This is a genomic window from Thermosipho africanus Ob7, assembly GCF_003351105.1.
In the GTDB taxonomy this organism is placed as follows: domain Bacteria; phylum Thermotogota; class Thermotogae; order Thermotogales; family Fervidobacteriaceae; genus Thermosipho; species Thermosipho africanus.
On record NZ_NKRG01000005.1, the window covers coordinates 93,029 to 119,758 of the forward strand.

23 protein-coding genes and 1 pseudogene are annotated in these 26,730 nt (G+C 29.9%); 22 read left to right on the forward strand and 2 right to left on the reverse strand.

Annotation, left to right across the window (positions count from 1 at the left end; all coding sequences use genetic code 11):
- The first annotated feature begins 13 nt into the window (after positions 1-13).
- Positions 14-3,082: a hypothetical protein gene (locus OB7_RS06450; protein ID WP_249031038.1), complete on the forward strand. Its 3,069-nt coding sequence runs from the start codon at positions 14-16 to the stop codon at positions 3,080-3,082.
- Positions 3,083-3,099: 17 nt separating this feature from the next.
- Positions 3,100-5,259 carry a beta-glucosidase family protein gene (locus tag OB7_RS06455; RefSeq protein ID WP_012580493.1) on the forward strand — a complete coding sequence of 720 codons (2,160 nt, stop codon included), beginning with the start codon at positions 3,100-3,102 and terminating at the stop codon, positions 5,257-5,259.
- A gap of 83 nt (positions 5,260-5,342) precedes the next feature.
- On the opposite strand, the gene OB7_RS06460 is transcribed toward OB7_RS06455, so the two are convergent.
- Positions 5,343-5,954 (reverse strand): DUF2202 domain-containing protein, encoded by a 612-nt coding sequence (locus OB7_RS06460; RefSeq protein ID WP_004103016.1) that lies wholly within the window; start codon positions 5,952-5,954, stop codon positions 5,343-5,345.
- A gap of 298 nt (positions 5,955-6,252) precedes the next feature.
- On the opposite strand from OB7_RS06460, the gene OB7_RS06465 reads away from it, so the two are divergent.
- The 14 genes and pseudogenes from OB7_RS06465 to OB7_RS06530 all read left to right on the forward strand — a co-directional run bounded on the left by OB7_RS06465 (position 6,253) and on the right by OB7_RS06530 (position 19,847).
- Positions 6,253-6,726 carry a substrate-binding domain-containing protein gene (locus OB7_RS06465; protein WP_282956782.1) on the forward strand — a complete coding sequence of 158 codons (474 nt, stop codon included), beginning with the start codon at positions 6,253-6,255 and terminating at the stop codon, positions 6,724-6,726.
- A gap of 11 nt (positions 6,727-6,737) precedes the next feature.
- Entirely contained in the window at positions 6,738-7,616 is an 879-nt protein-coding gene (locus OB7_RS06470) for a carbohydrate ABC transporter permease (RefSeq protein ID WP_004103034.1), read from the forward strand.
- Positions 7,613-8,443, forward strand: coding sequence for a carbohydrate ABC transporter permease (locus OB7_RS06475; protein WP_004103036.1), 831 nt, complete (start codon positions 7,613-7,615; stop codon positions 8,441-8,443). Before OB7_RS06470 ends, OB7_RS06475 begins: the two co-directional genes overlap by 4 nt.
- A 22-nt stretch (positions 8,444-8,465) precedes the next feature.
- Positions 8,466-9,350 (forward strand): annotated as a pseudogene (locus tag OB7_RS06480) (glycoside hydrolase family 130 protein).
- 4 nt (positions 9,351-9,354) lie between these two features.
- Positions 9,355-10,779: an alpha-glucosidase AglA gene (gene aglA / locus OB7_RS06485; RefSeq protein WP_012580515.1), complete on the forward strand. Its 1,425-nt coding sequence runs from the start codon at positions 9,355-9,357 to the stop codon at positions 10,777-10,779.
- 4 nt (positions 10,780-10,783) lie between these two features.
- Positions 10,784-12,868 (forward strand): hypothetical protein, encoded by a 2,085-nt coding sequence (locus OB7_RS06490; RefSeq protein ID WP_114702802.1) that lies wholly within the window; start codon positions 10,784-10,786, stop codon positions 12,866-12,868.
- Between the two features lie 116 nt (positions 12,869-12,984).
- Entirely contained in the window at positions 12,985-13,329 is a 345-nt protein-coding gene (locus OB7_RS06495) for an ArsR/SmtB family transcription factor (RefSeq protein ID WP_012580518.1), read from the forward strand.
- 4 nt (positions 13,330-13,333) lie between these two features.
- Positions 13,334-14,371 (forward strand): ACR3 family arsenite efflux transporter, encoded by a 1,038-nt coding sequence (gene arsB / locus OB7_RS06500; RefSeq protein ID WP_114702803.1) that lies wholly within the window; start codon positions 13,334-13,336, stop codon positions 14,369-14,371.
- Positions 14,372-14,414: 43 nt separating this feature from the next.
- A complete protein-coding gene (locus OB7_RS06505; protein WP_170128446.1) occupies positions 14,415-15,191 on the forward strand; it encodes a metallophosphoesterase family protein in 777 nt (258 codons plus the stop codon).
- A 16-nt stretch (positions 15,192-15,207) separates the two neighbouring features.
- Complete coding sequence (locus OB7_RS06510; RefSeq protein WP_114702805.1) at positions 15,208-15,972, forward strand: SDR family NAD(P)-dependent oxidoreductase; 765 nt, start codon at positions 15,208-15,210, stop codon at positions 15,970-15,972.
- Positions 15,973-16,141: 169 nt separating this feature from the next.
- Complete coding sequence (locus tag OB7_RS06515) at positions 16,142-17,812, forward strand: 2-oxoacid:acceptor oxidoreductase subunit alpha (protein ID WP_114702806.1); 1,671 nt, start codon at positions 16,142-16,144, stop codon at positions 17,810-17,812.
- Positions 17,812-18,609 carry a thiamine pyrophosphate-dependent enzyme gene (locus OB7_RS06520; protein WP_114702807.1) on the forward strand — a complete coding sequence of 266 codons (798 nt, stop codon included), beginning with the start codon at positions 17,812-17,814 and terminating at the stop codon, positions 18,607-18,609. Before OB7_RS06515 ends, OB7_RS06520 begins: the two co-directional genes overlap by 1 nt.
- 15 nt (positions 18,610-18,624) lie before the next feature.
- Positions 18,625-18,999, forward strand: coding sequence for a hypothetical protein (locus tag OB7_RS06525; RefSeq protein WP_114702808.1), 375 nt, complete (start codon positions 18,625-18,627; stop codon positions 18,997-18,999).
- A 20-nt stretch (positions 19,000-19,019) separates the two neighbouring features.
- Entirely contained in the window at positions 19,020-19,847 is an 828-nt protein-coding gene (locus OB7_RS06530) for a cytochrome b5 domain-containing protein (RefSeq protein WP_114702809.1), read from the forward strand.
- A gap of 52 nt (positions 19,848-19,899) precedes the next feature.
- Here the strand turns inward: OB7_RS06530 and OB7_RS06535 are convergent, their stop codons facing one another.
- Entirely contained in the window at positions 19,900-20,592 is a 693-nt protein-coding gene (locus OB7_RS06535) for a hypothetical protein (RefSeq protein WP_114702810.1), read from the reverse strand.
- A 277-nt stretch (positions 20,593-20,869) separates the two neighbouring features.
- Here OB7_RS06535 and OB7_RS06540 point away from each other — a divergent pair, with 277 nt between their 5' ends.
- Genes OB7_RS06540 through mggS form a run of 6 tightly spaced genes read left to right on the forward strand, consistent with a single transcriptional unit; the run spans position 20,870 to position 26,715 of the window.
- The gene (locus tag OB7_RS06540) at positions 20,870-21,757 is read left to right on the forward strand and encodes an ABC transporter substrate-binding protein (protein WP_249031041.1); all 888 of its coding nucleotides are present in this window, start codon (positions 20,870-20,872) and stop codon (positions 21,755-21,757) included.
- Between the two features lie 25 nt (positions 21,758-21,782).
- On the forward strand, positions 21,783-22,076 hold the full coding sequence (locus OB7_RS10040; protein ID WP_249031042.1) for a hypothetical protein: 294 nt from the start codon (positions 21,783-21,785) through the stop codon (positions 22,074-22,076).
- A gap of 54 nt (positions 22,077-22,130) precedes the next feature.
- A complete protein-coding gene (locus OB7_RS06545) occupies positions 22,131-23,000 on the forward strand; it encodes a carbohydrate ABC transporter permease (RefSeq protein ID WP_114702811.1) in 870 nt (289 codons plus the stop codon).
- A gap of 1 nt (position 23,001) precedes the next feature.
- A complete protein-coding gene (locus tag OB7_RS06550; RefSeq protein WP_004103060.1) occupies positions 23,002-24,282 on the forward strand; it encodes a carbohydrate ABC transporter permease in 1,281 nt (426 codons plus the stop codon).
- Positions 24,283-24,310: 28 nt separating this feature from the next.
- Positions 24,311-25,408 (forward strand): ABC transporter ATP-binding protein, encoded by a 1,098-nt coding sequence (locus OB7_RS06555; protein WP_004103061.1) that lies wholly within the window; start codon positions 24,311-24,313, stop codon positions 25,406-25,408.
- Positions 25,408-26,715 carry a mannosylglucosylglycerate synthase gene (gene mggS, locus OB7_RS06560; protein WP_114702812.1) on the forward strand — a complete coding sequence of 436 codons (1,308 nt, stop codon included), beginning with the start codon at positions 25,408-25,410 and terminating at the stop codon, positions 26,713-26,715. The genes OB7_RS06555 and mggS overlap by 1 nt, the downstream gene beginning before the upstream one ends.
- Positions 26,716-26,730 lie beyond the last annotated feature (15 nt).

The following is a 26,730-nucleotide window of genomic DNA, read 5'->3' on the forward strand; positions in this document are numbered from 1 at the left end:
AAATGTATGAGAGGTGATAAAATTGAAAAAATTTGACTTTGTGATTGAAAACTATTCAAAGCAAAAATTATTTTCAAGTTTTTTACCAGGAATTGCCGGGAAAAATGGAATACCTTTATGGGTATTCTATGTGAATAGGGGACAGTGTATAGCAAGTTTTGGGATTGAAAATAAGGCAAATTCAATTCTCGAATTTAAACCTGCCGGGCAGAGTCATACGGATACTCCGCTCAAAGGATTTAGAACATTCATAAAAGTTGACGGTAGATATTATGAACCATTTTCTGAGTTAACTAATTTCAAAAGGGAAATGAGAATTAATAAAAATAGCCTTGAAATTGAGGAAAGAAACAATGAATTGGGTTTGAAGGTAAAAGTTATTTATTTTGTCCTTCCAAATGAAGATTTTGCAGCTTTAGTAAGAAGAGTAGAAATTGAAAATGAAGATAAATATGAAAAACATATTGAGATTATAGATGGTCTCCCCGAGGTTATTCCTTATGGTGTTTCAAATGGTCTTTACAAAGAAATGGGATATACTGCACGTGCATGGATGCATGTATACAATTATGAAAAAAAGGTACCGTTTTATAGTGTGAGGACAACAATTGGTGATCTTGAAATTGTAGAAGAAATTAATAATGGTTATTTTTATTTTGCATCAAGTGGAGATGAGTTACTTGAGGTAATATACGATAAAAATGTCTTATTTGGTAATTCAACATCACTCCAAGTTCCGCTTGTATTTAAAGAATTAGGAATTAAAGAAGTACTAAGAAAAGAACAATATGATGAAAATCTTCTCCCAAGTGCTTTTGGAGTTTTTGAGAGAAAACTAAAAGATAAAGTAGTAATTAATAGCATGATAGGTTTTTCTAAAGAGAAAGGACTGATAAATAATAATATCAATACTCTTAAAAAGGATGAGTATATCATTTCAAAAAAAGAAGAAGCAGACTTAATTGTTGAGGAATTGGTTAGTGAAATAAAAACAAAAACCTCCAACAAGTTGTTTGATAAGTATTGTGAGCAGAATTATCTTGATAATGTATTAAGAGGAGGATATCCATTAGTTTTTGAAAATAAAGATGGTAAGGTAGTTTATCATATATATTCAAGAAAACATGGAGATTTAGAAAGAGATTATAATTTTTTCGTATTAGAGGCAAAAAAATATTCTCAAGGTAATGGTAATTTCAGAGATGTTGCACAAAACAGAAGGAATGATGTTATCTTTCATCCAGAAATAGAGGATTTTAATTTAAGCATGTTTGTGAATTTAATACAGGCTGACGGTAACAATCCATTGGTTGTTAAAGGAACAAGATTTAAATTTGAAGGTGACCCCTCGATATTAGATGGTGTGAATGAAGAATTAAAGGAATTTATTTTAAATAATTATTTTACTCCAGGGGAAATTCTTGAAAAACTTAAGGATAAGAACGTTAATGAGGATGAATTTGTTTCGAAAATTTTTTATCATTCTTCTCAGCATGAACAAGCGGAATTTGGGGAAGGTTACTGGATTGATCATTGGACTTATTTAATGGATTTAGTTGATACTTATAAAGAAATTTATCCAGATAAATTACAGAAAACATTATTCGAGAAGTTTGAATATAAAATATATGACAGTCATGCATATGTCAAACCAAGAAAAGAAAAGTATAAATTATATAAAGGAAAGGTAAGGCAAATTGCTGCAGTTGGAGAATCTCATGAAAAATTAAAAATAATTCAAGAAAGAGGTCACAATTATTTGACAGATAGAAACGGTAATATTTATAAAACAAATATGTTTGAAAAGCTATTATTACTTGCTGTAAATAAATTTGCGACACTTGATCCTTATGGAATGGGCTTGGAAATGGAAGCCAACAAACCAGGATGGAATGATGCTTTAAATGGGCTTCCAGCACTCTTTGGTTCTGGAATGAGCGAGACTTTTGAGTTGAAAAGATTAATTAATTTTATGTATGAAGAACTAAAAAAATACAATAAAGATATTGAAGTTTTTGAAGAGTTGCAAGAATTCATTCAAAAAATAAAAGTGGAACTTGAAAATTATTTTAATGACAATGATCAGTTTATATACTGGGACAATGTTTCAAATGCAAAAGAAGAATATAGAAGTAAGGTATTTTATAGTATAACAGGAAATAAAAAGAAGATTTCAAAAGTTGAATTATTAGCAATTTTAAAGAAGATGATAAAAAAGCTTGATGAGGGAATTGAAAGGGCTAAAAATTACGGAAAAGGTATATATCCTACCTTTTTTACTTATGAGCTTGTCGATTATGAAGTTATAGATGGTGTAATTATACCTAAGAAATTTGAGGTTAATGTTTTACCTTATTTTCTTGAAGGAATTGTTAGAGCATTTAAGGTTATAGATAAAGACGAGAAGAAAAAATTATATGATTTTGTAAAGAATTCAAATATTTATGATAAAAAACTAAAGATGTACAAAACTTCTGAGAGTATTTTAAATCAACCCTATAGTATTGGTAGAATAAGAGCATTTACACCTGGTTGGCTCGAAAATGAATCTGTTTTCATGCATATGGAATTTAAGTATCTACTTGAATTAATTAAATCGGATATGCTTGAAGAGTTTTATGAAGATATAAAAACAGCACTTCCACCTTACATGGATTATAAGGTGTATGGTAGAAGTATTTTAGAAAATTCTTCGTTTATAGTGAGTAGTGCAAATTCAAATCCAAATCTTCACGGTCAAGGTTTTTATGCACGCCTTAGTGGTTCAACGGCAGAATTTTTAAGTATGTGGAAGTACATGTTCATAGGTGATAAATTATTTACACTTGAAAATAATGAACTTACATTTACCTTTGAACCGAAAATAAATAAAGAATTCTTTGAAAACGGTGTAATTGAATTCAAACTATTTTCAAAGACTAAAGTAAAATATGTTAATCCTCAGTTAAAAGAAAAGATTGGCAGAATTGAAGTTTTTGTAGATGGTAAAAAATTTGAGATACATGGGAATAAAATAAAAGGAGAATTGGCTCATAAATTGAGAAATAAAAAAATAGACGAAGTTATATGTTATTTTGAATAATTTAAGGGGGCATAATAATGGATATTGAAAAAATAATTTCACAAATGACAGTTGAAGAAAAGTTAAAACTTTTAGTGGGAGTAGGACTCCCAGGAATGTTTGGAAATAAGTCATCTAGAGTACCAGGTGCAGCGGGTGAAACTCACCAAATAGAAAGGTTAAAAATACCTTCTACTGTTCATGCTGATGGCCCGGCAGGTTTGAGAATAGATCCTGAAAGAGAAAATGACAGTAATAAATATCATGCAACTGCATTTCCTATTGCTTCGATGCTTGCTTCTACTTGGAATAAAGAGATTTTGTTTGAAGTTGGAAAAGCAATGGGGAATGAAGCTAAAGAATATGGAGTTGATTTTTTGCTTGCTCCGGCAATAAATATTCATAGAAATCCTTTGTGTGGAAGAAACTTTGAGTATTATTCAGAGGATCCCATTTTGACAGGTGAACTTGCATCTGCTTTTGTAGAAGGTGTTCAGTCAGAGGGTATTGGAACAAGCTTAAAACATTTTGCTGCAAATAATCAAGAAACAAATAGAATGAAGATAGATACTATTGTATCAGAAAGAGCATTAAGAGAAATTTATTTGAAAGGATTTGAAATTGTAGTGAAAAAAGCAAAGCCATGGACGGTTATGAGTGCTTACAATAAATTAAATGGAAAATATTGCTCTCAAAATAAATGGCTTTTAACAAAGGTTTTGAGAGAAGAATGGGGATTTGAGGGTTTTGTAATGAGTGATTGGTTTGCTGGTGATAATCCTGTTGAACAAATAAAAGCAGGTAATGATTTAATTATGCCTGGCAAAACTTACAATGTTTTTAAAGATAGAAAAGATGAAATTAAAGAGTTGAAACAGGCATATGAAAAGGGTGAAATTACTGATGATATTATTAACGAAAGGGTAAGGACAATTTTAAATATTTTGATGAAGACTCCATCATTCAAAGGATATAAATATTCTAATGCTCCAGATTTTGAAAAACATGCTAGAATTTCTTACAATGCTGCTTCTGAAGGAGTTGTTCTTTTGAAGAATAACGATGTATTACCTTTTAGTGCTGATGCAAAAGTTTCAATTTTTGGAACAGGTCAGATTGAAACTGTAAAAGGTGGATTTGGTAGTGGAGATACACATCCAAGGTATACTATAAGTATTTTTGAAGGTTTTAAAGAAAAAGGAGTTAAAGTAGATGAAAAAATTGGAAATTTCTATAAAGAGAAAGTATTTGAACTTAGAAATGGAAATTATAGGCCAAATTATGTCAATGAGTTTAATTTAAAAATTCCTCCAAAACTACCAGAAGATATTTTGGATGAAAGTATGATTGATGAAGCTTCTGAAACAAATGATTTAGCTATTATTGTAATTAGTAGAATTTCTGGTGAATTTGTTGATAGAAGGGCTGTAAAAGGAGATTATTATTTAAGTGATGATGAACAAAAGCTTATAGAAAATGTGTCTAAAAAATTTCATAGTAAAGGAAAGAAGGTTATAGTGTTACTTAATATAGGTGGTCCTATAGAAATTGCAAGCTGGATTGAGTTGGTGGATGGATTACTACTTATCTGGCAGCCGGGGCAAGAAGCTGGAAGAGTTGTTGCAGATGTTTGTTTGGGGACTGTAAATCCTTCTGGAAAGCTTCCAACAACTTTTCCAAAGGATTATCAGGATATTCCTTCAAAGTCGTTTCCTGGCAAACCAGTTGAAAATCCATTAGAGGTAGTATATGAGGAAGATATTTACGTTGGTTATAGGTATTATGATACATTCCAAATCGATCCATTATTTGAGTTTGGATATGGCCTTTCATATACTAAGTTTGATTACAAAAATTTGATTGTGAAGCATGATGATGAAAATATCGAAATTTGTTTTGAAATTGAAAATAGTGGTAATGTTGAAGGTAAAGAAATTGCTCAGGTTTATGTTAAAGCTCCTAAAGCAAGGTTAGATAAACCGTTCCAGGAATTGAAAGGTTTTTATAAAACGAAAATGTTAAAACCAGGCGAAAAAGAAGAAATATCAATAAAGATTGCATTAAGAGATTTAACTAGTTTTTGTAAGGATAAATGGGTACTTGAAGAAGGAGAATATAGAATAAGAGTCGGAGCTTCATCAAGAGATATAAGGTTAGAAGAAAAAGTATTTTTAAAAGAAAAAGTATTTAATTTATAAAAACTTGAATGAAAAAATGTAAATCCCCATCTCTCATTATGAAAGATGGGGATTTTTGTTTTTAAAGTCTTAATAATTTTTATTCAAAATTTTAAAATTTCTCTAAATCTTTCCAATGATATAAATTGTGGAGTATAAGTTTTGCCGAGTTTATCAAGGTTTTTTATGAACGATCTCATATGATTTTCTGATCCTTTCATTAGATTGTTGTAAATAAATTTGATATCTTCATTATCAGTACTTTTTAATAATTCTTCTAAATCAAAAATATCTAGATCTTCAATTGTTGCTCCTACTTTTAAAGCATCGCTTAATGATTTTTCTCCAAGTGATAAAAGTTCATTAAATAAATTTTGCAGTTCTTCATTTTTAAATACTCCAATATTTTCAAAATCTTCATCAGTTATTGGATCTTTAAGATTATACTTTTCAATTAAAGTTTTTACTGCATCCATATGAGTTTGCTCAGATTGCGCAATGTTATAAAACACTGGTAAGTCCCATGTTTTATATAATTCCAAATAAACATCTCTTGCTAATTTTTCTTCTTCCCTCATCTGCATTATACCCTCTACTTCACTTGCAGAAAGTGTTTCATATGGTAAAGAATTTACCTGTTTATCCACAGTTAAATTTCCAGCAAATAAAACAATTGATAAAAAATTTAAAACTGCAAAAGCTATTACTTTTTTCATGTTAATCACTTCTCCTTTTATGATATTTTTCGTTGACAATTTTAATCTTACACTAAAAAGCTTAATGAATACTTAAAAATTACTTAGGATTTACTTAGAAATGGATTAAAAAAATAAAAAATATCAAAAAACGTAGATATATATTATATGAGTAGGATAAAATTAAGAGAAAACAGAAAATTCAAGTAATATACCATATATATTTGTTCAACATTTGTTTATATCATTCAAAAAATGAAAAACTAAAAAAGTTGGCTAAAACTAGCCAACTTTTCCATAAAAATTATATTTTTCAACTATAAAGTTCTTTTACAAACAGTTATATTGCTATGTGAATGGACCTTTAAATTCATATGGATTTAAAGGAAGATTTGATGGGTACACAAGTGCAATGGAAGAAGCTGGACTTCTTCCAAAATATTATGAATATGACGACATTAAAGATAACATGTCTGATGTAATAGATTTTATGCTTAGAAAGAACGAAAAACCCGAAGCGATCTTTGCGTCAAATGATATAACTGCAATGAGGGTGATAAGGGAACTGAAAAAGAGAAATTTCAAAGTTCCAAAAGATGTTTCAGTTATAGGATTTGATGACATTATAAGTGCAGAGAGTTTTGATCCACCTTTGACTACTTTAAAAGTTTTTAAAGATGAAATGGGCTCACTAGCTGCTAAGAGAATATATGAACTTTTGGTGGGACATGACATACATCCAATAATGATGTCTCTATTCACAAAATTTATTAAAAGAAAGAGTTCTATTTAGGAGGGATTTATTTGGTTTCTAAATTAAGAAAAAGAGAAAATTATCTTGGGTGGGGATTTTCTTCCATCTACTTAATATACACAGCAATTTTTTGGGGTTATCCCTTTGTCTGGTTAGTAATTCTTTCATTTTCTAAATGGAATTTTTTTGGTTCACCGCGACCGGTGGGATTTAGAAATTTTATAAGGCTTTTCAGTGATCCAATTTTTTGGAGAATTTTTTTAAATACAGTTAATTTTATGGTTTATTTCATTCCGATGGTACTTGGTTTGTCATTACTTTTTGCGCTTGCATTATACAGAGTAAATATATTTAGAACTTTTTTTGCTTTAAGCTTTTTGATAGCAAATGTCTCATCTGGTGTTGCATATTCGATTCTTTTTTCTAATCTTTTTTCAGAGAGTGGTCCAATAAATAGTTTTTTATATAAAAATTTTGGTATTACTGTTCCTTGGTTTAGTGATCCGCAACTTGCTCTTCTTTCAATTGCAATAATGGTAACATGGAAGTTTGTTGGTTATTATGGATTGATTTTATTTGCAGGTTTAAATGCTATTCCAAAATCTTTATACGAGGCAGCCGAACTTGACGGAGCTACTAACTGGCAAAAGTTTTGGAAAATAACATTTCCATTAATTAATCCTGCATTAACTACAGTTCTTGTTTTTGCTGTTAATTTAACATTTGGAATATTTACAGAACCTTATATGATAACAGGTGGAGGCCCTATGAGAAGGACTCTTACGTTTATGATGCATATTTATACAACGGCTTTTCAGAGAATGGATCCTTCATATGCGGCAAGTTTGGCTGTAGTCACAGGGCTTCTAAGTTATGGTTGTGTTTTGCTTGTTCGTTTTTTAGTTGAAAGAGAGGTGTCTCTTGTATGAAAAAAACTAAGAAAAAGAAATTTCCGTACATTACTTTCACATTATTATTTTTAGGTTCTATAATATGGATTTACCCATATTTCTGGCTTCTTTTTTCATCTTTTAAGCCAACAAGTGAAATTTATACACGCTTTTGGCCTACAAAATTTACATTAGAGCATTATAAATTTATATTTTTGATGTCAGATAAACTTCAAAGACCTTTCTTTAGAGCACTCTTAAATAGTATATTCATCTCAGTTACTATTACCTTTTCTGTAATTGTTTCCTCGGCATTTTTTGGATATATTTTATCTAAAATTCGATTTAAGGGTAGAAAAGGTGTTTTTAATTTTATTCTTTTTCAAATGCTTTTTCCTGGATTTATGTTTATAGTTCCGTTATTTGTTTTAATAAAAACTCTTGGATTGTTAAACACATATTCAGCAATAATTTTACCTTCTATAATAAGTGCTTGGGGAAGCTTTATGTTTGCCCAAACATTTAAATCAATTCCAAATGATTATATTGAAGCAGCTAAGATAGACGGAGCAAATACTTTTTGGATTGTAACAAGAGTCATGTTTCCACTAGCACGTTCCACAGCATCTATTGTTGGCTTATTTACATTTATAGGTGCATGGGATAACTTCATGTGGCCTTTAATTGTTATGAAAGATTACAATAAAATGCCGTTATCGGTTTTGCTTGCAAGTTTCAACCATGAATATAGTAGTTATGTTGGACCAATACTTGCTGGTTCAGTAATTCAAACAATACCTATGGTTTTAATTTTCTTAATTTTTAGAAAATATTTCTTGCAGGGAATTTCAGTATCTTTAAAATAAGTTGATGAGAGGAGGAATTTATATGGAGCTGAAACTTGAACGTCATCCAAGAAATCCTTTATTTGCACCAAATCCAAATCACCTTTGGGAAAGTAGATTTGTTTTTAATCCAGCAGTAGTATACGATGGAGAGTTGTTTCATATGTTATACAGAGCGCAGGGTGAAGATATGGTTTCTAGAATGGGTTATGCTGTAAGTATTGATGGAGTAAATTGGAATAGATTTGAAAAACCAGTTTTTTCACCAGCAACTCAAGAGGAACTATACGGCGTTGAAGATCCAAGAATTACATATTTAGATGGATATTATTATGTAAATTACACAGCATATTCTCCTACTGGAATTAAGGTTGCAATGGCACGTACCAAAAATTTTATAACTTACGAAAGATTTGGACCTATACTTCCCGAAAGTCCGAATAAGGATGCTGCTTTATTTCCAGAAAAAATTAATGGAAAGTATGTTCTTATACACAGGATAGAACCAGATATCTGGCTTGCTTTTTCAGATGATTTAATTCACTGGGGAGATTATGTAAAAATAGCATCTCCAAGAAAAGATTACTGGGATAATGTTAAAATTGGTGCAGGAGCTCCACCAATTAAAACTGAATATGGCTGGCTTCTATTGTACCATGGAGTTCAAGAGGGGCCAAGATATACATACAGATTGGGATTTATTGTACTCGATTTAAATGATCCAACAAAGGTTATTAAACGTTCTGAGACGCCAATTTTGGAACCAGAAGAAGAATGAGAAATATTTGGAGGAGTTCCAAATGTAGTATTTTCAGATGCAATGGTTAGATATAAAGACAAGTATTATGTTTATTATGGGGCAGCTGATAATTACATAGCACTTGCAACAATTGAGATTGAAAAAGTTGAAAAATGGATAAGGGGGTAAATATATGTTTAAGGTTGCAATAGTTGGCGCGGGGAGCGCCGTTTTTTCTTTAAGAATTATTAGCGATTTTACAAAAATACTTGAATTTAAAGATGTTGAAATTTGTTTGATGGATATAGATGAATCAAGGTTAAATTCAACATACATCCTTGCAAATAAATTAAATGAAGAAATGGGAGCAAAATTAAAATTTAAAACTACTACAAACCTTGAGGAAGCAATTGATGGAGCAAGGTTTGTAATTAATACAGCTATGGCAGGTGGGCATGATTATTTAGAAAAAGTTAGGAAAATAGGAGAAAAATGGGGCTACTATAGAGGAATAGATTCACAAGAATTTAACATGGTATCAGATTATTACACAATATCGAATTTTAATCAATTGGATTTATTTTTAAAAGTTGCAAGATTAGTTGAAGAAAAGGGTGAAAAAGACGCATGGCTATTGCAGGCTGCAAATCCAGTGTTTGAAGGAACCACATTGATTTTAAGAAATGTACCAATAAATATGGTTGGTTTTTGTCATGGACACTACGGTGTACATCGCTTAGCTGAAGTTATAGGGCTTGATATAAGCAAATTAGATTGGCAAGTTGCAGGTGTAAATCATGGTATATGGTTAAATAGATTTTTGTATGATGGTAAAGATGGATATAAGGTAATAGATGAATGGATAGGAAATAATGTTTATGAACCAAAACATCCTTTTGATGACCAGCTTTCTTTAGCTGCTATAGATATGTATAAATTTTATGGACAAATGCCTATAGGAGATACTGTGAGGAATTCTTCCTGGAAATATAATTATGACCTTGAAACAAAGAAAAAATGGTATGGAAAATTTGGTGGTGCCGATTCACAAATTGGTTGGAAATGGTATCAGAACAACATAAAAGAAATTACTGAAACGATTAATAAATTAGCAAATTTTGTTTCAATGAATCCAAATATCAAATTGTTGGATTATAATACTTACAAAGATTATATGAATAATGAAATTTTCAAAGAAGAAATTGAAAGCATAATTAATCCAAAAAAATTTAGTGGAGAACAACACGTTCCATTTATAGATTCAATAGTTAACAATAAAAAACAAAGATTTGTTGTTAACATACTAAACAACGGAGCAATAGAAGGAATAGACAACGATGTAGCTGTTGAAATTCCAGCGTGGGTAGATTCATCGGGAATACATCCTGAACAAATTATGCCAAAATTATCAGAAAGAGTTATTAAGTATTACTTAAAGCCGAGAATAATGCGAATGGAAATGGCACTTGAAGCATTTACTAAAGGAGATATAAATGTTTTAAAAGAACTTCTTTTTAGAGATCCAAGAACCAGGTCTGAAGAGCAGGTAGAAGGAGTTTTAAATGAAATAATGAATTTGCCAGAAAATGCAAAAATGAGAGAGTATTATAAGAGGTGATTATATGAAAAAGATTTTAATTTTTATTTTTTTATTTTTTGGAGCATTTTTATTTTCACAAATTAATACAAATCACTTGGAGTTTTTAGGAGAAGATTTTGTATTAAATGGAGAAATGGTGAGAGGATATTTTGTATATGCTGATAAAACTTCAGATGGTTATAGGAAAATTCCTGCAAAAGGAGAAGGGGATATATGTGTTGATGATGTTTCAAGAGCAGTTGTTACATATGTTGAAATGTATGAATTTACTCGAGATAGTAAATATCTTGATTTAGCAAAAAAAGCAGCAAAATTTATTGTTCAAATGCAAGATTATGACGGAGACTTTTATAATTTTGCATATGTTGATGGTACTATAAACAAAACTGGTATAACAAGTTCAAAGCAGCATTCATGGTGGGCTGTTAGGGCATTTTGGGCTTTATCAAAAATTTCAAAATATGATTTTACATTTCTTGAAAATGCTAAGAAGGGTTATGAGTTATTATCCAACTATGTTGATGCTGGATTGTTAAATGGAGTGGGCGATCAGACATCAGTTTACATTCTTGGTTTGTGTGCATTAAATGATTTGGGAATTAATGTTAAAAATGAAATCAGGAATTCTGCAGATGCCATATTGGGACTTTATCAGTATGGATTTTTTAAAACTTATAAAGATAAAATACTCTGGCATGGATGGGGAAATAGGTATGTGGAAGCTCTTGTAGAAAGTTATAGAGTTTTAAAAGATAAAAAATATTTAGAATACGCAAAAAAAGCTCTTGAAATAGAAGGGCCAATTTTCTTGTCTACGGGGTTTATATATGAAATTTCAGACAAAGTAAAACTTTTTCCTGAACTTTCTTATGCAGTTGAAAGTATTACAGTTGGAGCAATAAAATATTATCTCGAAACAAGAGATGAAGAAATAGGTGTTTTAGCCTCCCTCATGGCAGGATGGTACAAAGGGTTAAATAGGCTTGGAAAACCTATGTATGGTCCAAATAGTGAAGGATATGATGGAATGGAATTTGCTCATATAAACTACAATGCAGGTGCTGAATCAACTATTTCAGCAGTTAGAACAATGTTATTTTTAGAAATTATGCCCGATAAATTAAAAAAATTATCGGAAGGAAAGCTCTTAAAATCATATCCCTTACAAGTTTTGGAAGCAGAAGCTGGTGACTGGGGATTATCCGATGTTCAAGTTTTGGTTGATGCTAAATTTGGTGGTTCAAGCGCTCTTTCATTTGAAGATAATGTAAGACTCAAGTTCAATGTTTCTCCTGGAGTTTATGATGTTATAATAGTTGGAAATGGTGGATACGATTGTACGGTTTCATCTGGTTATGATAAAGTAACTGGATCTTTAAATGGAAGTTATGTTCATCTTGGTGAATTAAAGCTAGATCAGTTTAGGGTTATATTAAAAGGGGCAGGAATTATTGATCAAGTAGTTTTAATTCCTGAAAAAATAGGAGTTTCAACATCTGATATTTCTGCTTTTTACGAAAACGGGAAATTAACACTCAAAATAGAAAAAGTAGAAATTAGAGATTTTGAAAACAAAACGGAAAGTTTTTTAACATTCAAAAAATATGACAATTTTATCTTGTTTAATCTTGAAAATGTTTTGAACAACAATGGAATAGCTGATTCAATAAATGAAAAAGGAAATTTTGATAATCTTGGATCAGTTCTTGGGAGTTATCTTCCACAAGAGATAATAGAAAAGATAAAGAATTATAAAGTACCATTTAAAATACATGAAAATGGAAATGACAATATAAGGTGTAATGGACAAGTTTTAAAATTTGAAAAAACATTTGTGAAAAACTTATATCTTTTAGTTGCTGCAAATCATGGAGATTATAATGTAATCTTTAAAGTTAATGGCAAAGATTTTGAAATGAAAATTCCTGATTGGTGTTCTGAAAAAATTGATATTATTTCAGATTATAGATTTGTTTTGACAGGAGAAAAACAATTTATTAAATGTGGTTTAAAAATTATTAGATTTGAGATAAATGGCATAATAGAAGAAATAATTCTTCCAAACGAAGTAAATGTTCACGTGTTTGCTATTACAGGAGAGTGGTAATTAAAATATAAAAAAATTTTATTCCCGCACATATGTGCGGGAATTTTTTTTGACATATATAGGAATAAAAGTTATAATTATATTACCATATGGTCATATAGTTAAGAGGTGGTTTTATGATTGAAGTTATAGAAATTATAAAATTATTTTCAAATGAAACAAGGGCAAGGATACTATTTTTAATTTCTAATACAGAAGTATGTAATTGTGATATTGAAAATGTTCTTAATATAACCCAATCTAATGTTTCAAAACATTTAAAACAGGCTGAGTTTTTGAATTTAATTAATAAAAGAAAAAATTCATATTGGACTTACTATAGTTTAAACCAAGAGATGTTAAAAAGATATAGCTTCATAAATGAGATATTAAAAGAATTGGCTAAAATTGAACCATTTAAAAATGATTTAAAAAAAATGAATGAGTATTTAAAAAATCCTGGTAGATGTGAAAGGAGGTAAAATGATGAAAAAGAAAATGAAATTTTTTGAAAAGTATCTTAGTATTTGGGTAGCTCTTTGTATAATTGGTGGATTTTTACTTGGGAAAATTTTTCCTCAAGTTCCAAAAACTCTAAGCAAATGGGAATATGCAAATGTGTCAATTCCAATTGCAATTTTAATTTGGTTAATGATTTATCCTATGATGCTGAAAATAGATTTTTCAAGTATTAAAAATGTAGGGAGAAATCCAAAAGGACTTATAATTACTCTCACTGTTAATTGGTTGATCAAACCTTTTACAATGTACTTTATAGCCTATTTCTTTTTAAAAGTAGTTTTTGGAAATATAATTGGTGTTGAGTTATCATCTGAATATGTGGCAGGAGCTGTTTTGCTTGGAGCGGCACCTTGTACAGCTATGGTTTTTGTATGGAGCTATTTGACAAATGGAGATGCCTTATATACTCTTGTTCAGGTAGCTATTAATGATCTTGTAATATTGTTTGCTTTTGCTCCCATTGTTTCATTTTTGTTGAAAGTTGGAAATATTACAGTACCTTTCAAAACACTTATATTTTCAGTAGTTATTTTTGTTCTTATTCCTTTAATTGTAGCAATAATCACAAGGCATTATGTAATTAAGAATAAGGGAAAAGAATATCTTGAAAGAAAATTCATTCCAAAATTTTCAACAATCTCTATTATTGGGCTTCTTCTGACTTTAATACTTCTTTTCTCCTTCCAAGGTGAGACTATAGAAAAGAATTTTATACACATCTTACTTATTTCAATTCCGTTAATTATTCAAACTTTTCTTATTTTTACCATTGGATATTTCTGGGCTTATTTTTGGAAAGTTCCACATTCAATTGCTGTACCTGCTGCAATGATTGGAGCAAGCAATTTCTTCGAACTTGCAGTTGCAGTTGCTATTTCTCTCTTTGGAATGAACTCAGGAGCTGCACTTGCAACTGTTGTTGGAGTATTAGTTGAAGTTCCAGTAATGCTTACACTAGTTAAAATAGCAAATACAACGAGAAAGAAATTTAAAAAAGCATAGGTATTGAATTGTGGTATAAATAATAATGGAGGTTGATAAAATGATGAAAATAGCATTTATTTCAGATGTACATTCAAATTTAGAAGCCTTGGAAAGTGTTTTAGAAGATATAAAAAAGGAAAATGTTGATAAGATATTTTGCCTTGGGGATCTTGTAGGTTATGGGCCAAGTCCAAATGAGGTTATAGAAAAAATAAAAAAGGAAAATATTATTTCGGTAATGGGAAACTATGATGATGCAGTTGGGTTTGAAAAAACAAGTTGTGGTTGTTCTTATAATCCTGGAAGAGAAACTGAAGTTGGTGATGAATCATTATCATGGACAATTAAAGTAACAAGTAAAAATAACAAAGAATTTTTAAAAAATCTTCCAAAAAAACTTTCATTAGAAGTTGAAGGAGTTAAAATTTTACTTGTGCATGGAAGTCCTTTGAATCACTTATTGGAATATGTAAAACCATCTACCGATCCAGAAAGATTAAAATTAATTGCAGGATCAGTTGAAGAAGATATCATAGTTAATGGCCATACTCATTTGGCTATGGCAAAGCATTTGTATGGAAAAACAATTTTAAATCCTGGTAGTGTTGGTAGAACCAAGGATGGAAAACCAGGAGCAACTTATTTAATATTAGAAATTGATAAAGGTGTGTTTAGTTATAGATTTAAATTTGTCGAGTACGATGTTAAAAAAACCGTTGAAAAAATAGTTAAAGTGGGTCTTCCAATTGAACTTGCAACTGTTTTGGCTCTTGGTTCAACATTTAATATGGGACCATCAAAAAATAAAAAAAATGATCTAGGTATTTTTAAAGTTTAATGGTGGAGGTAAAATTATGCCAAAATTTCAAAAAGGTGAATGGGTTTTAATAACAGGCGGTTCTTCAGGAATTGGTGAGGAATTTGCATATCAACTTGCTGAAATGGATTTGAATTTGGTTTTAGTGGGAAGAAGTGAGCAGAGACTAGAAAGTGTGAAAAGAAAAATAGAAAGTGTTAATAAAAATATTAGGGTTGAGACATTGTCTTTTGATTTATCAAACGATATGGAAGATCTTATTAAAAAATTAGATAATTATCCTATTGATCATCTAATTAACAATGCAGGATTCGGTTGGTACGGAGAATTTGTTAATGGTAATAAAGAAATATATGAAAATATGATATCTGTAAACATTAAAGCATTAACGATTTTAAGTTATCATTTTTCAAAAAAGTTTATTGAAAAAGGAAAAGGTGGAATAATAAACGTTGGTTCAGTTGCAGGATTCTTTCCTATTCCACACTTTGCAGTATATGGTGCGACAAAAGCCTATGTTTATAGTTTATCGTATGCACTCTGGGCTGAGCTAAAAAAACACAATGTTCATGTTATGTGTTTAGCACCTGGAAAGACAAAAACTAGATTTTTTGAAAGAGCTAATATGCAGAATTCAGATAAAACAATGAGTGCAAAGAAAGTTGTCGAAGGAGCATTAAAAGCTTATTCAAAAAACAAACCACTTTATATTCCAGGATTTTCCAATAAACTTTCCTATCTATTAGTAAGAAAAATTTTTAGTGATAAATCTATATCAAAGCTATTAGAAAAAAATTTTTGATTATATAATGTATTTAAAAAACGGGCTTATTTAAGCCCGTTTTTTTTTTAAGTGTTTAATATAAATCGATAAAATTTTTATTATATAAAAAGTTTTAAATTAATGTTAATTTTGAGAATTATTATCAATATGGTATAATTAGTTAGAACTAATTAAAAGGGGTGATTATATGAAAGAAATTTTTTCAATAGTACTTAGCGGAGCTGCTGGTCAAGGAGTGCAAACTGTTGAAAATTTATTTACAAATATTGCCAAAAACTCTGGCTACTATGTATTTGCAACAAAAGAATATATGTCAAGAGTAAGAGGTGGAAATAATTCTACTGAAATTGTTATTTCTTCAAAGCCTGTTAGGGCATTTAGAAGAAAGATTGACCTATTAGTTGTTTTAAATTCAAATGCTATTGAAAGATTGCGTGATAGAATAGACGATGAAACAATAATTATAGGAGAAGAAAAATTCATAAAAGGTGAAAAAAATGCTATCTTTGTGCCTTTAATTGATATTTCCAAGGAGTTTGGAAGTATTATTTATGCAAATTCTGTTGCTGCAGGAATATTGTCTGGAATAATTAATGCTGATATGGAAGTTGTTAAAAATACAGTAAAACAATATTTTTCAGAAAAAGGAGAAAATGTTATTCAAAGTAACCTAAATTCAATTTTAAAGGGCTTTGAAATTGGTAAAGATTTGAATATTAATTTTGAAATTGAAAAAAACAATGATGTTAAGAAGCATATGTTATTTAATGGTTCAAAAGCAGTTGCTAATGGAGCGGTTGCTGGTGGCTGTAATTTTATATCATCTTATCCAATGTCTCCTGCTACTGCTGTATTTACTGAACTTGCAAAAATGTCTAAAGATAAAAAAATAATTGTGGATCAGGCTGAAGATGAGATTGCTGCTGCAAATATGGTTATAGGGGCTTGGTATGCTGGTGCACGTGCACTTGTTTCTACTTCTGGTGGTGGTTTTGCGTTAATGGAAGAAGCAATCAGCTTATCTGGAATGATTGAAACACCGATAGTTGTTCATTTAGGTCAAAGGCCAGGCCCGGCTACTGGGCTTCCTACAAGGACAGAACAAGGTGATTTGAATTTAGTCCTATATGCAGGCCATGGTACATTTCCAAGAATAATTCTTGCCCCTTCAACTCTAGAAGAAGCTTTTTACTTGTCTGCTCAAGCTTTTAACTTTGCAGACAAATTTCAAGTTCCAGTATTTATTTTAACAGATCAATATTTTTTGGATACATATTATAACGTTGAAAAGTTGCCAAGTGTTGAAGTTCATAGATACATTGTTGAAACTACAAAAGATTATAAAAGATATGAACTTACTGAGAATGGAATTTCTCCTAGAGGAATTCCTGGATATGGAGAAGGTGTAGTTAGAGTTGATAGTGATGAACACGATGAATACGGACATATAACTGAAAGTCCAAAAGTTAGAGTAGATATGGTAAATAAAAGAATGAAAAAGTTAAATGAAATTTTAAAAGATTTTATTTCACCAGTATTGTGTGGGAATAAAGATTATGAATATCTTTTTGTTTCTTGGGGTTCAACTTCTCAAATTTTAAAAGAAGCGATAGAAGAATTAAATAATGAAAAAATTGCTATGTTACATTTTCCTCAGGTTTATCCTCTTGCAAGAAAGGTTGAAGATTATTTGAAAAAGGCTAAGAAAGTTATTTTTGTTGAACAAAATGCTACTGGGCAATTTGCAGATTTAGTTAGAATGGAATTTGGTATTGACACGTCGAATAGGATTTTGAAATACGATGGATTTCCATTCTCTGTAGAAGAGTTGAAAGAAAAGATTGGGGAGGCGTTATAATGTTGAACGTAAAATTATATGATATTCCTGATGCTGATATTGCTTGGTGTCCAGGCTGTGGTAACTTTGGAATACTTAATGAATTAAAAACTGCACTTTCTGAATTAAACTTAAAGCCTAATCAAGTTGTTATTGTTTCAGGTATTGGTCAAGCAGCAAAGATGCCTCAGTACGTTAATGTGAATATGTTTAATGGTTTACATGGTAGAACTCTACCAGTTGCAACTGGAATAAAATTGACAAATCCTTCCCTAGTTGTAATTGCCGAAAGTGGTGATGGATGTACATATGGAGAAGGAGGTAATCATTTTATTCATACAATAAGGAAGAATCCTAATATCGTTAATATAGTTCATGACAATATGATATATGGATTAACAAAAGGTCAAGCTTCACCAACAACTCCAAAAGGCGTAAAAACGACATTACAATTTGATGGAGTTTATATTGATCCATTTAATCCGATTGCTGTTGCAGTTGCTTTGAATGCATCATTTGTTGCCAGAACGTTTATGGGTTATACAGAATTAACTGTAGAATTAATTAAAAAAGCAATTAACCATAAGGGATATGCTTTGATAGATATTTTACAACCGTGTGTTACTTTTAATAAATATAATACATATCAATGGTACAAAGAAAATACATATATTCTTCCAGAAGATTATGACCCAACTGATAGAAAAAAAGCTTTTGAGATTGCTATGGATACTAGTAAATTAGCACTTGGTCTAATTTACAAAAATGATTCAAGAGATGTATATGAAGATTTTCATCCAAGGATAGAATTATTCTAAAGGAGAGAGATTATAATGGTTGAATTTCTAGGCTGGTTCAATGTATCACTATTAGTATTTAACTTTAGTTCATTTCCTCTAAGGCTTTTAAATCAAAAACTAAAAAATGGCAAATTAACATTTTTAATAAGATTTTTAAAAAAATATCACAAAATAACAGGTATTTTTTTGGTAATAAGTGGTTTTATACATGGTTTTTTAGCATTAGGATATAATTTTTATTTTCATACAGGTAGTTTATTATGGTGGATGATTATTTTGATGTTCTTATTTTATTTATTAGGAAAATTGAAATTTTTAAAACGTAAGTGGATTTACTTTCATAGAAGCTTAGGTGTATTATTGGTTGCATTTTTATTAATTCACTTATTAAATCCTTGGCTATTTTAATTTTTGAAGGAGGGGTAGTTATGAAAAGGTTATTTAGTGTATTCTTAATTTTTATTGTGTTTTTAGGCTTTTCTTTATCATTGGAAGATATGTTAAATAATGAAAATATGTTTGTTATATCATATGAGAGTCTTACTAAGAATGATGGTGAAAATGGAATTTCTTGGGTTTCAGTAAATGGATTAGTATACGATTTAAGCGATGTAAAAGCTTGGGTGGGCGGTGTGCATGCAAATGGACGATTTAAAGCAGGGAAGGAATACACTTATGAAATATATTCTATTTCACCACATGGAAAAGCTATAGTTGAAAAATACAAGCCTATTGGAATATTAGGTTTTACTATTGAAGATTTAAAGAAATTCAATAGTAAAAAATTTTTAATTTCATATGAAGGAATAGTATACGATGTAACTAATTCAAAAACTTGGAAAGAAAAAATAGGTTTTAATTTGGAAGATAAGGAAGTAACATATTTTATAAAAGAGAAAAAATATTCAGACTTTACAACTTGGGATAATATTTATCAAGTAGGTCTTTTAATTATTCCTTACAGAGATTTAAGTATGTACAATGGTAAAAATGGTATGAAAGCATATGTAGCAGTTGAAGGAAAAATATACGATGTAACATATTCAAAAAGATGGAAAAATGGAAACCATATGAATAAACACTCGGCAGGCGAAGAGTTAACATATGAAATAATAAAATTTTCTCCACATGGAATGAAAAAATTAGATAATGTATTTAAAATAGGATACTTAGTTTTTCAAAAAAATGAAAATTATACAATAAAGGAAAATAAAGTTTTTAAAAATGGTTATTTAATAGGTTACATTATAAAATAAAACAAATTTACTCCCCCTTTTTATATATCAAAGGGGGAGAATTTTTTTTATGTTATTTTTTATACATATCCATATTTTCAAAAATAACATACTCTAAGTTTTTAAAATTTATCGCTATTTCAAGATCGGCATTAATTTGAACTAATGTGTTGTATATTTTTCTTCTAATTTTATCATTATAATCAATTGGCAAATAATATCCTAATGTTACATGTGGAATGTAAAAGTCATTTTGTTTGATCAAAGTATCAAATTTTTTTCTAGTATTTAATAGTAGATTTAATTCCTCTTCATTTGTTGGAGAAAACATTATTCCAATGGCTGAGCCACCATTGTAGAGACCTAAAGATTTCATCTTGATTTTTTTACTTGATTTTATTTCTTCTAGTATTTTTCTTGCCTTCTCTTTATTGTTCATTATACAATTTTCAATTTCTTTAGTTATATTATAATTGCAAAGATCATGTAATGTCATATGAAAATATTTTTCTGATAAAGGGGGTGCTAAATAATTGCCTAATTTAGAATATAATTTTTTTTGAATATTTAAAACCTTTTTTTTATCTTCTTCTTCTTCTTCCAAGAAAAAAATAATTGTATCTCCCTTGAAATCCTTATAGTTACCTTTTTCATCTACCTTAAGAAAAAGTTCATTTTTTGGATTCCATTCTTTTAGTAAATTAACCAATGAGTTTTCCTTTAATTCTTTTAACTTTTCGATATATTTATTAAAATTTAGTTTCATAATACACCTCCATAAAAGAAAGTTTTTTTCAAATTTTAGAATATAATGGAGATTATTTCCATAAAATTGAAATAAATAATATTTTTTTACAAAATTTAAATATGGTATTATCGAGTTGAAGTTGACCATAACTTTATTAGAAAAACTATCTATCAATATTTTGAAAAAATACTAGATGATTATAAAGAATCTTGTAATTATTTTAACATATTTGACAATAAAATTTGTTTTCAAAGTAATTGTATAATTCTAACTTATTCCATGAGGAGGTGGGGTTATGAAAAGATTATTTGTTTTGTTATTAGTAATTACAGTTATTATGGCTTTTAGTGTTGAAACGTTGGTTGTTAGTTCAAGGCTTTGGACTCCTCCAACAGAAAAAGAATTTATTTTAAATGAGATTATCAAGCCATTTGAGGAAATGTATAACGTTAAAGTTGTTTTCCAAACAATGGATGATGAAACAATGTTAAAACAAGTAAAAGTACAAAAGGAAACAGGAAAAATTACTACTGATGTTATTATTGCTTATGCCACTAAAATGCCAGAGTGGGTTGAAAATGGTTTAGTAGTAGACCTTTCACCTTATGTTAGCAAATGGACCGATAGGCACTTTTCTAAAGGTTTTGATTCCATGACTGTTTTTAATGGTAAAAGATATTTCCTCCCTGTTGGAGCTGATGTATATCTTACGCTCATTAATAAAAAAGCGTTGCAATATAAGCCAGCTGACGTTGATGTTCAGAATCTTACCTGGGAGCAGTTAGCTGAATGGGCAAATTTAGTTGCTCAAGGTGAGGGAGAAGGTAAATTTGCTGTAACTGGTGTTCCTATGAAATCACTCATTTACCAAATAGGTGCAATTTCTTTATCATATGGTGGTCATTGGCCAAATTTAGATAATCCTGGAGCAGTTGCTGCATGGTATTTGATTTATAAAATGAAAGATGCATTTTCACCTGCAGTAAAAACATACGATGATACAAGACCTCCAATGAAAAGAGAAGAAACTTGGATGACTGTTGCACATTGTGCTCGTGTTGGTGAAGTTTATAAGAGCAATCCAACTCAATTTATTATTGCCCTGCTCCAAAAGGACCTGCAGGTATTGGTTCAATTGCTGAACAAGTGGTCTTGCAATTGTCAATGGTACAAAACATTTTGATCTCGCTTTAAAGTTCTTAGAATATATGACAAGACCTGATATCATGGTTAAATCTCATAAAGGAACAGGTGGATTTATCCCTCCAGTTGATGAAGCAATCAAGTATTTAGGAAATGATGAACAAGATGAAGTTATTAAAAATGCTATTAAAGTTATGAATCAGGGAGTTCTTTCTTACATTGCACCAATTTGGAAAGATTGGGGACAAGTAAAACTTGTCTATGATGAACTTTTTAAAAAGATGATTCTTGAAGAAGGGAAATTGGATGTTGATATGCTTGAACTTTATCAACTTCAAATTGATGCACAAAGAAAATAAAAATAAATTTTTGGGGGCTGCATGCCCCCTTATTTAAATGAGAGGTGATAAATTTTGACAAAGACTTTTTCAAAAAAATGGATTCCATATTTTCTTATTGCCCCAACGTTAATCTACTATATAATTTTTTGGTTAAGGCCAGTTGTTTCTGCAATTTACTATAGTTTTTTTGACGACAATAATGTCTTTACAATTAATAATTACTTGACAATTTTTAGAGATGAGTACTTCAAAAAAGCAGTTATTAATACTTCTATTTTTGTAGTCATATCGGTAACTCTTGAATTTGTTGTTGCTCTTGGGCTTGCATTGATAATTAACAAAAAATTTAAAGGTGCCCAAGTTTTATTGTCTATAGCACTAATCCCTATGGCACTTCCTGCTGTTGCAGTAGGTGCAATGTGGTCAAGTGGTTTTGCCACATATGGATGGGTTAACAGTTTGTTATACCATTTAGGATTGATTTCTGCGGATGGTAAAATTGCTTTTTTAGCTGGGAATGATTTTCAATCGTTAATGTTGATAATTCTTATTGACGCGTGGCAAGTTATTCCTTTTATGATGGTTATTCTTCTTGCTGGACTTCAAGGTCTTTCTAAAGAAGCAATAGAAGCAGGATACATTTTTGGTGGTTCAAGATTTTCAGTTTTAAGAAAAATAACTTTGCCTATGCTTAAACCAAGTATTCAAACTGCTTTAATTTTAAGAATAATATCCGCAATTCAAGTGTGGTTAATAATAGTAATGATTTATGGCTATAGAAGAATTCCTGTGTTACTAGAAGAAGTGGTATTTTATGAGGAACAATTATTAGGTTTCTATAGAGTTGCTCTTGCCTACTCTGTTATTGTTGCTGCAATTGTTTCTGTTGTTTCAATAATTTATTTGAAAGTCTCTGGCGCCTTTGAAAGGGAGGAGCAATGATATGAGAGTAAATAAAATTTTAAAACAAACACTTTTTTATCTTGTTGTTGCTGGAATTATTCTTGTAATATTAACACCGATATACTTTTTAGTAGTAATTTCACTAATGTCGGACCAGGAAGCTTACGATTGGCCTACTCAATTAGTACCTTCTTTTTTTAATAATTATAAACTTGAAATAGTTGACGGAAAATTTTTGATCAGCGTTTATAGTTCTGCAAAGAAAAAATATTCTACACTAATTAAAACAAATGATTTTGAAGAATTGCAAAAATTTGTAAGGAATAAAACAAATTCAACTATAAAGAAAGAAATATTTGATATTCAGGTTAAAAAGTTAAATGAGTTGATAAGTAAAAACAGTGAAGAAATAAGTAATTTAAGAAATAAAATTGCAAGTTTAGAGTCTAAATTAAATACAGTAACGGTTAACCTAGTAAGATATAAAACTCAATTAGAAAAGGCAAAAAAAGCTAATATGAATAATTTGATTTCAATAATTAATGAGAAAATTATTGAATTTGAAAATGAAAAGAGAGAATATGAAAAACAAATAAAAGAGTTGAATGAAAGACTTGATGAAATAGGCTCTGTAAAATTTTCAGTTTCTAAGCATTTATTTGATAATTATGTTAATTTTTTCAGAGTAACAAGTGATGCTCTTCCTGCCCTATTTAGAAGTATTCAAGTAGCAATTTTAACTGTTCTTATTTCCTTAACTATTGGTGGAATGGCAGGTTATGCATTTGCAAGGTATAATTTTAAAGGGAAGAATTTGCTGAAATTGAGTGTTCTATTTGTAAGAATGTTTCCAGGAATTTCAATTGCAATGCCAATGGTTATAATTCTCATAAATATGGGATTTTATGATAAACCTATTGGTCTTTCATTAGTTTATTCTGTTGGGCAAATTGGAATGACAATATGGATAACAGCAAGTATTTTTATGGGAATTTCTAAAGAGTTAGAAGAAGCTGCTATGATATTTGGGACCACAAGATGGGGAGCATTTTTTAAAGTTACATTACCTCTGGCACTTCCTGGATTGGCAGCAAGTGCAATGTATGCCTTCATAGGTAGTTGGTCTGAGACTGCACAAGCAATTGTTTTAACTCAGTTTAATCCTACCTTCCCAGTTGTTGTCTATCAAACACTTGTAGGTGCAAAAGGATTAATAAATTTGACTGCTGCTGGAGGTGTTTCACTTGCACTTCCTGCTGTTATTTTTACCCTGATTATTAGAAGGTACATTTTGCAAATGTGGGGCGGAGTAAAAGTATAAAAACAATTATAAAAAGGAGAGATGATACATGGCTACACTTGAGCTTATAAATCTTTCAAAAAGATATGGAAAGAATGTTTGGGGAGCAAAAAATGTAAATCTTAAAGTAAATAATGGAGAATTCATAGTTTTTCTAGGGCCATCTGGATGTGGAAAGACAACTACTTTAAGAATGATTGCAGGGCTTGAAGAAGTTACTGAAGGAAAAGTGATTATTGATGGAAAAGACGTAACATATTTAGAGCCTAGAAAGAGAGAAGTTAGTATGGTTTTTCAAAGCTATGCGGTTTGGCCTCATATGACAGTATATGATAATATTGCCTTTCCATTAAGATTAAGAAAAATGCCTATGGATGAAATTGATAAAATTGTTAAAGAAGTTGCTGAGATGGTAAAAATCGAAGAACTTTTAAAAAGATTTCCTTCCCAATTATCCGGTGGACAAAGGCAAAGAGTTGCACTTGCTAGAGCTCTTGCAGTAAAACCAAAAATATTTTTAATGGATGAACCACTTTCAAATTTAGATGCGAAATTAAGAGTTAAAATGAGAACAGAGTTAAAAGCAATACATCATAGAACAGGAGCTACTACCATTTTTGTTACACATGATCAATCAGAAGCAATGTCTATGGCAGATAGAATAGTTGTTATGAGAAATGGTAAAATAGAACAAGTTGGAACTCCAGATGATGTTTACTTTTACAGTGCGAATGTATTTGTCGCTGGTTTTATTGGAACACCACCTACAAATTTCTTTAAAATGAATATAGTTAGAAATAATGGAGAAATACATTTGAAAAATAACTATATTGATATTAAAGTACCAGAAAAAATTAAACACGTAATTGAAAAATACAATAAAGACGAGATAATTGTAGGAATACGTCCTGAAAATTTACTTATAACTGATGATGAAAAAAGTGCTATTTTTAGGGAGAAAATTTTAGTTGTTGAACCTCAAGGTTCTCATCAAGTTATTGCAGTTGAATTGGGAGATCAAATTGTAAAAATCGTTGCACCAGCTTTCCCAAAATATTCTGCTGATCAAATCATTAAGGTAACATTGGACCATGAAAGAATGATGCTGTTTGATGTTGATACAGAAAGTAGATTGGAGGGAATTTGATGAAAGTTGCACTGGTTCACTATAGAGCTGGTTTAATGGACGGAGTATCACTTGAAATGGAAAAATGGAGAAAGGTATTGAAAAGGATGGGTCATGAAGTTGATATAGTAGCAGGGAATAATAAAGAAGGAGTAGATGTTGTAGTTCCATCAATTGGCTTTGAAAATCCAAAGTATAGATTAATAAATAAAAATGCTTTTGAAAAACTTGAAGATTTTGATATCAATGGATTATTGAATATAATTTTTGAAGAAAGTGATAAAGTGTATAATGACATTTTTCACGTTCTTAAAAAATATGATGTAATTATTCCAAATAATATTTGGTCTTTAGGAGCTTTTTTGCCATCAGTGATTGCTCTCTTTAGATTTGCTAAAGAGCATCCAGAAAAAATATTCATAGGGCATCACCACGATTTTTGGTGGGAAAGAAAATATTTTTTAAATTATACAGATGAAAAGATTAAAGAACTTTTAGAAATGTATTGTCCTCCACTTGGTGATAATATAAAGCATGTTGTGATAAATTCACTTGCTAGGAATGCTCTATATTTGAAAAAGAATGTTGAATCTACAATTGTACCAAATGTAATGGATTTCAATGAACCTCTATTTACAAATGAAGATGTAAATTTAAAAATAAGAGATGCATATAATATATCTGAAAATTCGATTGTTCTACTTCAGGCTACTAGAATAACAGAAAGAAAAGCAATTGAATTAGCAATTGAGCTGGTTAATCAGATGTCAAAACTTTCTAAAAAATATGTTGGTAAAAAATTATATAATGGGAAAATATTTAATGGAGAGATAATTTTAGCATTTTCTGGAATGTGTGAAAGTGAAAATTATAAATACAAATTATTAGATTTGGCATTTAAATATGGTATTCGTACAGTAGATCTATATCCTAATGTTGAAAATAAAGTATGGACTTTTTGGGATTTGTATAGTATTGCAGATGCTATTACATATCCATCTATTCTTGAAGGTTGGGGAAATCAATTGCTAGAAGCAATTATGGTAAAAAAACCTATAGTTTTATTTGAATACAAAGTTTTTGAATCTGACATAAAAATGTCTGGACTAAAATATATTAGTCTTGGAAATAGTTATTTCAAAAAAGATGGTTTGGTTAATGTTGATGAAGAAGTTGAAATAAAGGCTGCTGAAGAATTGTTTGAAATTTTGTTTGATAAAGAAGCGTATGAAAAAACTGTTAATGAAAATTTTGAAATTGGTAAGAAATTTTATAGCTTGGAGAGTTTACAAAAAATTATTCAAGGTATTTTAAATGATAAAGTATGAATTTAATAAGGAAGG

Excerpts from the sequence above, each read along its gene's own strand:
- OB7_RS06455 (WP_012580493.1), top strand. The coding sequence starts at position 3,100 with ATGGATATTGAAAAAATAATTTCACAAATGACAGTTGAAGAAAAGTTA.
- OB7_RS06460 (WP_004103016.1), bottom strand. The coding sequence starts at position 5,954 with ATGAAAAAAGTAATAGCTTTTGCAGTTTTAAATTTTTTATCAATTGTT.
- OB7_RS06475 (WP_004103036.1), top strand. The coding sequence starts at position 7,613 with ATGAAAAAAACTAAGAAAAAGAAATTTCCGTACATTACTTTCACATTA.
- aglA (WP_012580515.1), top strand. The coding sequence starts at position 9,355 with ATGTTTAAGGTTGCAATAGTTGGCGCGGGGAGCGCCGTTTTTTCTTTA.
- OB7_RS06490 (WP_114702802.1), top strand. The coding sequence starts at position 10,784 with ATGAAAAAGATTTTAATTTTTATTTTTTTATTTTTTGGAGCATTTTTA.
- OB7_RS06495 (WP_012580518.1), top strand. The coding sequence starts at position 12,985 with ATGATTGAAGTTATAGAAATTATAAAATTATTTTCAAATGAAACAAGG.
- arsB (WP_114702803.1), top strand. The coding sequence starts at position 13,334 with ATGAAAAAGAAAATGAAATTTTTTGAAAAGTATCTTAGTATTTGGGTA.
- OB7_RS06505 (WP_170128446.1), top strand. The coding sequence starts at position 14,415 with ATGAAAATAGCATTTATTTCAGATGTACATTCAAATTTAGAAGCCTTG.
- OB7_RS06510 (WP_114702805.1), top strand. The coding sequence starts at position 15,208 with ATGCCAAAATTTCAAAAAGGTGAATGGGTTTTAATAACAGGCGGTTCT.
- OB7_RS06515 (WP_114702806.1), top strand. The coding sequence starts at position 16,142 with ATGAAAGAAATTTTTTCAATAGTACTTAGCGGAGCTGCTGGTCAAGGA.
- OB7_RS06520 (WP_114702807.1), top strand. The coding sequence starts at position 17,812 with ATGTTGAACGTAAAATTATATGATATTCCTGATGCTGATATTGCTTGG.
- OB7_RS06525 (WP_114702808.1), top strand. The coding sequence starts at position 18,625 with ATGGTTGAATTTCTAGGCTGGTTCAATGTATCACTATTAGTATTTAAC.
- OB7_RS06530 (WP_114702809.1), top strand. The coding sequence starts at position 19,020 with ATGAAAAGGTTATTTAGTGTATTCTTAATTTTTATTGTGTTTTTAGGC.
- OB7_RS06535 (WP_114702810.1), bottom strand. The coding sequence starts at position 20,592 with ATGAAACTAAATTTTAATAAATATATCGAAAAGTTAAAAGAATTAAAG.
- OB7_RS06540 (WP_249031041.1), top strand. The coding sequence starts at position 20,870 with ATGAAAAGATTATTTGTTTTGTTATTAGTAATTACAGTTATTATGGCT.
- OB7_RS10040 (WP_249031042.1), top strand. The coding sequence starts at position 21,783 with ATGACAAGACCTGATATCATGGTTAAATCTCATAAAGGAACAGGTGGA.
- OB7_RS06550 (WP_004103060.1), top strand. The coding sequence starts at position 23,002 with ATGAGAGTAAATAAAATTTTAAAACAAACACTTTTTTATCTTGTTGTT.
- OB7_RS06555 (WP_004103061.1), top strand. The coding sequence starts at position 24,311 with ATGGCTACACTTGAGCTTATAAATCTTTCAAAAAGATATGGAAAGAAT.
- mggS (WP_114702812.1), top strand. The coding sequence starts at position 25,408 with ATGAAAGTTGCACTGGTTCACTATAGAGCTGGTTTAATGGACGGAGTA.